The sequence below is a fragment of the uncultured Gimesia sp. genome (assembly GCF_963972345.1).
Taxonomy (GTDB): domain Bacteria; phylum Planctomycetota; class Planctomycetia; order Planctomycetales; family Planctomycetaceae; genus Gimesia.
The window spans coordinates 36,069-42,533 of the sequence record NZ_CAXAVM010000041.1; the positions used below are offsets into that span (position 1 = coordinate 36,069).

3 protein-coding genes and 1 pseudogene are annotated in these 6,465 nt (G+C 54.2%); all 4 read left to right on the forward strand.

Annotated elements, in window-relative coordinates; translation table 11 throughout:
* Window positions 1-3 precede the first annotated feature (3 nt).
* On the forward strand, window positions 4-834 hold the full coding sequence (locus tag AACZ40_RS09565) for a hypothetical protein (protein ID WP_291176782.1): 831 nt from the start codon (window positions 4-6) through the stop codon (window positions 832-834).
* Between the two features lie 435 nt (window positions 835-1,269).
* Entirely contained in the window at window positions 1,270-2,763 is a 1,494-nt protein-coding gene (locus tag AACZ40_RS09570) for an aldehyde dehydrogenase family protein (protein WP_339674224.1), read from the forward strand.
* A gap of 317 nt (window positions 2,764-3,080) precedes the next feature.
* Window positions 3,081-6,224, forward strand: a complete 3,144-nt coding sequence (locus tag AACZ40_RS09575; RefSeq protein WP_339674227.1) for a PSD1 and planctomycete cytochrome C domain-containing protein — start codon at window positions 3,081-3,083, stop codon at window positions 6,222-6,224.
* A 2-nt stretch (window positions 6,225-6,226) separates the two neighbouring features.
* Window positions 6,227-6,465 (forward strand): annotated as a pseudogene (locus AACZ40_RS09580) (sulfatase); the annotation flags it as partial.

Sequence of the window (6,465 nt, forward strand, 5' to 3'; positions counted from 1 at the left end):
TTCGTGAATACTCCGCCTCCCCGTCGTAGAAAACGCAGAACTTCCAGTTCTTCTGAACCAGAGTATCAGTCACCCCGCAGAAGAAAAAAGAAGCCGGGTGCCAGCAGCCCGAAGAAAAAAAAGCAGTCCGTCAATAACGTGCTGCTGCTCAAGGTTGCTCTGTTTTCAGCCGGCGCACTGGTGCTTGTCGCCGGTATATTCATGTTTGACTGGAAGGGGCTGAGCAAGGACTTGGGGCTGGGGAACTCTCATGAGAAGATCTTGAAACAAGTGCTGGCAATTAAAGAAGAGCAGGCGGATATTTTTGCCTCCATAAAAGATCCATCAAGTGCCAGAGCCGCTCTTCCGCGCATGAAAGAAGTGACTGTGGAGATCGCGAAAGCAATCGCGGCTCACAAGCAACTGAAACAGACTGATAAATTAACCCCGGAAGAAGACAGGGACCTCAAGGCAAAATACGATCCGTTGAATAAAGAAACGGATGCACGCTTAAGAAAAGAGATGGAACGGATTATGCAAATTCCGGGAATGGCGACGGTGATGGCGGAAGTGTTACAGGAAATCCGATTTGCTCAGATGGAAGCCCAGTCTCAGATCCAAAAAGATGCAGCATTAGCCGGCTTCAATGCCAGTGGCTATTCTCCTGTGACAGACAGTACCAGTATCACACCAGACATGCGGATCGAGGTACTCCATTTAGGCGATATCTGGAGACCGGGAAAAGTGACGGACGTCGCCCCCAATGGCAATGTCAAAGTCAATTTGGACATCCACAAACAGACAAACGCCTTCGATCAATATTATCCACGCAACAAGTTACGAATTCCTGATTAAACTGAGTTACAGAAGCGTTGAGGCCTCCTGGGACGGCAATTGTGCGCTGGTGATAAACTTTGTGAGTCAGTTTAGCTACCAGCTCACCCCGGACCTCATCTTCCCGGGCGACGGGCTTTCGTTTCTGCATGACAGGCATTCCAGAGCATAGACCAAACCAGAGTAATGATAGATTGCGTAGACTGGCAACGTTCAGAAAACAAGGGGCGAATTTGTCAATGGTGGAACCGTGGACCTGCAGTTCCCTCTCATCTGGAAAACTAAAAAGCGTTTTCAGTTAAAATCCGGATTGGTTCCAGTTATAATGGAGAGTGGCAGCAGGAAGCCGTCGGGAATTAATAATGCAATATTCGGCCCTTTGATCAAACATGGTGATGTATTGAAGATCGGGGCGTGAAGCAGTCTTTACTGAAATTCATTGAACAGGAGCGCGCGATGTCAACAACTACTGCGAATGATCTGTATCCCGAAGTCCAGGCCTTTCTGGAAGGGGGGCCGCTCAGAGGAGTCGTCGGCGGAAAAGAGATCGAATCCACGGGGGGCGAGACGTTCGTCACGTCCGATCCGGGTTCCGGCAAACAGCTGGCAGAGGTCTTTAATTTTCAGGCCGCTGATGTGGATATGGCCGTCGATGTTGCGGATGCCGCATTCCGCAAAACCTGTTGGGCCAAACTGCCTCAGAATGAACGCAGCGCGCTGCTGCATCGTCTGGCAGATGCTGTCGAACAGCAGAAACATGTGATTGCCCAGCTCGAGTCTCTGGATGCCGGCAAGATTGAAGCCCAGGCGCAAGGCGACGTGCAGAACTTCGTCGATACGATTCGTTATTTTGCGGATCTGGCACAACACGTCCAGCGACGTTCGGTGCTGGCGGTGAAGAATCACGAAGCCTGGACCGTGCGTCAGCCTTACGGGGCGTGTGGATTTATCTTCCCCTGGAACTTTCCTTTTCTGCTGATCGGCTGGGGAATTGCTCCCGCACTGGCAGCCGGTAATACGGTTGTCATCAAACCAGCCGAAGATACCCCCATGTCCGCCATCTATCTGGCGCGACTGGCCAAAGAAGTGGGGATTCCCGATGGCGTAATCAATGTCGTGCCCGGCGATGGTGCTGTTGCGGGGGCTGCTTTGTCGGGGAACCCCAAGCTGAAACGAATGTCATTCACCGGTTCCCCTGAAGTCGGTCGCATGGTGGCGGAAGCCTGCGGTCGTAACCTGGTGCCCGTCAAACTGGAACTGGGTGGTAAGGGAGCCGCGGTCGTCTTTAATGATGTCGACATTCCGGACACGGCTGAAAAACTGGTCAATGCGATTACCTTTCATACAGGGCAGGTCTGCTGTGATGCAACCCGCTGGCTGGTTCACAAAAATATCTACGATGAATTCGTGAATGAATGCGTGGGACGACTGCAGAAAGTGCAGGTCGGATATCAGCTGAATGACGCCTCGCAGATGGGGCCGGTGGTCAACGCCAAACAGCATCAGCGTGTGCTTTCCTACCTGGAAAAAGGACAGGCGGAAGGCGCTGAATGCGTGCTGGAAGGGGGCGTTGCTGATGTTCCCGGTTACGAGGGCTATTATGTCAAACCGGCTCTGCTGGCAGGCACGCTGGACAACGTTGCGGCCCGGGAAGAGATCTTCGGACCGGTGGCGTTTCTGGCTCCGTTTGAAAATGAAGAGCAGGCGATTGAGATGACCAACAGCACGGATTACGGACTGGCCAACAGTGTCTGGACGTCCGATCTGTCACGGGCGGCCCGCGTGGCCGAAGCCATGTGTGCGGGCAACAGCTGGATCAACGCCCACAACGTGTTTGCCCATGGTATTCCTTACGGCGGTATCAACAAGAGTGGGATGGGAGGCGGCGTACTGTCAGTGGAAACGCTGTTTGATTACTGGCGGAGCCTGTCCGTCGTGCGTCCTCTGTAAACAGGACTGCATTTTCACTCTGAAAACAACGGGAAACCCGCCAGTGTTCTTTTGTCTGAAACACTGGCGGGTTTCTGTGTTTTCTAAGTCTGGTTAGGTGGATCGTTCAATTCGGAGTGGCATTTCTGTTGAGTCAATTGAAATGCTCCTCTCAGCCTATATCGTACCTTGACAGGCGTTATTCACAGGCTTTAAGATCAATAGTACGATCCGTTTGCTGGGACCCACCTGTTCTCCCGGACCATGATGGCATGTTCCGGTTCTTAAGAGACGCACCAGGATCGAATTCAGCTTAATAAACACAGGGCATGATCAGTATGCGTACCCTTTCTCTGCGACACTGGCTGCCAGTACTGGCCGTTGGTATTTCCTGTCTGACTCTGTTTGCGGAAGAAAAGCAGCCAGCTCCCGCAGCAAAATCTGACGCGACGGTCGACTTCAGCCGTGATATCAGGCCGATTCTTTCCAATAACTGTTTTTTCTGCCACGGTCCGGATGAAAAACATCGCGAAGCTGACCTGCGGCTGGATACGAGGGCCGGCGCTTTTGAATCGGTGATCGTCCCCGGCAATCTCAAAGAGAGTGCGCTGATCGAACGCATTCTTTCTGATGACCCTGATATGCAGATGCCACCCGCAGAGTCCGGAAAGAAACTGAAGCCGGCGGAAATCGAGCTGTTAAAGCAATGGGTTCAACAGGGGGCCGCCTGGCAGGAACATTGGGCCTACCTCAAACCGGAACGGGCTGCCCTGCCGGAAGTCAAACAGAAAGACTGGCCGCAGAATGAGATCGATTATTTCGTGCTGGCGCGTCTGGAACAAGCGGGTTTGAAACCTGCGAAGCAGGCCGATAAACGGACGCTGGTACGACGCCTCTACCTTGATCTGCTGGGTCTGCCCCCCTCGAAAGAGGAAGTCGATGCATTTGTGAAATCGGATGATCCCCGGGCTTACGAAAAACTGGTGGACCGTCTGCTGGCGACACCTCAATATGCAGAGCGGATGACACTCAAGTGGCTGGACCTGGCCCGCTATGCGGATACGAACGGGTACTCGATTGACGGCGGCCGCCACATGTGGCTCTGGCGTGACTGGGTGATCGACGCCTTCCACAAAAACAAACCGTACGATGAATTCATCACGGAACAGATTGCCGGTGACCTGCTGCCTGAGGCGACGGACTGGCAGAAAGTGGCGACCGGCTTTAACCGCAATCACATGATTACCCACGAAGGGGGCACGATTCCGGAAGAGAACCTGGTCAACTACACCGTTGACCGGGTGAAGACCACGTCTGAAGTCTTCATGGGACTGACGATGGGTTGTGCCCAGTGTCACGACCACAAATACGATCCCATTACGATGAAGGACTTCTACCAGTTCTTCGCGTATTTCAATCGGCTGGATGACCGGGGCCTGGATGGGAACAGTGGCATTAACGCCGGCCCGAAACTGTCTGTGAAAACAGAACTCTCGTTTGCCAGCGAAGAATTAAAATCGCTGGATACGGAATTGAAACGCCTGCAGGCGGAGCTGGATCACCCTGATGAAGCCGCGATGCGGAACTGGGAAGCGGCGACACAACAGCAGTTGGCGGAACGGGGAAAAAATCTGAAGCTGCATGAACTGGAGATCGTCAAGGTTTCCGATCCGAATACACGCTCTGATTTTGAAACCAGCGAAGAGGGACACATCCTCGCACTGGCAGCCAGCGGCCGTTCGCCTTCAATTTCCCTCAAGGTTAAACCGGGAACCGATCAGCTGACAGGCCTGCGAATTGTCTTCTACCCTAACGAGAAACTCCCCGAAGGAGGCATCGGGCATGGCAAGAAAGAATCGTTTCCCGGCGGATTCATTTTGACGAGCCTGGCTGCTTCGGGAACCGCCATTCATTCAGATCAGCTCGACCTGTACTCCATGTTCAATATCGCAAAGATTACGGCCAGCCAATCCCATCCCGATTACCCGGTGCAGGACTGCCTGGATCCCCGCGATCATAACGGCTGGGCCCCCGCGCCGCACAATCAGAGTCAGCAGCATTTGACGGCGACCTTTGAGAAGCCCTATGAAACCAAAGACTCAAAATATATTACCGTGATGCTCGTCTGGGGCGGGGGTGAATTTGGTGGTCGGCAGGCCCTGATGGCCGGCGATTACCAGGTCTTCGGAATCTCTGGCATCGATGACGGCTCCACCATTCCGGAAGCCATCCAGACCATTCTGGCAGTCGAACCGGCGAAACGGGATGCAGCGCAGCAGACCGCGCTCAAAGTATATTACAGCCAGATTGCTCCTGAGCTGAAAAACACGCGGTATCAGCTGTCGAATCTGCAGGAACGCCGCAAAATGCTGACCGATTCATTCGAAACAATGGTGATGAATACGGCTGCGAAACCCCGTGAAACATTTATTTTAGATCGCGGTCAATACGATCAGCCGACCGTTCAAGTCAGTACGGGGGTTCCGGGCTTTTTACCAGGTCTGCCTGAACAGGCTCCTGGAAACCGCCTGGCATTAGCCGAGTGGCTGACGTCGCGGGAGAATCCGCTGACGACGCGCGTGGCGGTGAACCGGTTCTGGGAAATGCTGTTCGGTCAGGGAATTGTTTCCACGACGGCGGACTTCGGCTCGCAGGGAGATCCTCCCACGCATCCCGCGTTGCTGGACTGGCTGGCGGTCGAATTTTATGAGCAGGGTTGGGATGTGAAACACATCCTGCGCAAGATTCTGCTCTCGGCGACTTACCGGCAGTCATCGGAGGGCACACCCGAACTCTGGAAAGAAGATCCGCAGAACCGCTTACTGGCCCGCGGGGCCCGTTTCCGGTTACAGGCCGAAGCAATCCGGGATGCGACGTTGAAAGTCTCCGGGTTACTTGTCGAGCGCGTGGGCGGCGCGAGTGTGAACCCGTATCAGCCGGAAGGCTTGTGGCGGGAAGTGAGTCATTACGGCAGCTCTCCGGCAACCGCGCAGGTCTTCGTACAGGATCATGGCGAAAAACTGTATCGCCGGAGCATGTATACGTACTGGAAACGCACGGTGCCTCCGCCGAATATGCAGACCTTTGATGCGCCGAACCGTGAGGTCTGTCTGGTGAGTCGCGCCCGCACCAATACCCCGTTGCAATCGCTGGTGTTGCTGAACGATGTGCAGTTTGTGGAAGCGTCCCGCAATTATGCAGAACGCATCATGAAAGAAGGGGGCGCGGGAATCGAGTCCCGAATCCGCTTCGCTTTTGCAGAAGCCTTAGGGCGACCTCCGGAAGCCTGGGAAGTGAAAACCGTCACAGAGGCCTACCAGCGTGAGCTGAAGAATTACCAGTCGAATGATCGTGCAGCGGTGGCGCTGTTGAATCAGGGGGAATCACAGCGAGACAAAAGTCTGCCCACTGCAGAAGCCGCTGCCTGGACGACCGTGGCGAGCATGATTTTCAATACCTACGAATTTATCACACGGGGATAAGCATGGATCCTGTTTTTGAATACGAACGAATTGTAACGCGGCGGACGCTGCTGAGCCGCTCGGCACGCGGCATCGGTGGCGCGGCGCTGGCCAGCCTGTTGCAGCCGGAGCTGTTTAACGGGAGCGCACAGGCAGAGACGACCATTCCCGCGGGTGTCAAAAAAATCGCTCCCAAAGCGAAACGGATTATCTACCTGTTTCAGTCGGGAGGCCCTTCACACGTCGATCTGTTTGATTACAA

Coding starts and splice junctions, on each gene's coding strand:
- AACZ40_RS09570 (WP_339674224.1), top strand. CDS start 1,270: ATGTCAACAACTACTGCGAATGATCTGTATCCCGAAGTCCAGGCCTTT.
- AACZ40_RS09575 (WP_339674227.1), top strand. CDS start 3,081: ATGCGTACCCTTTCTCTGCGACACTGGCTGCCAGTACTGGCCGTTGGT.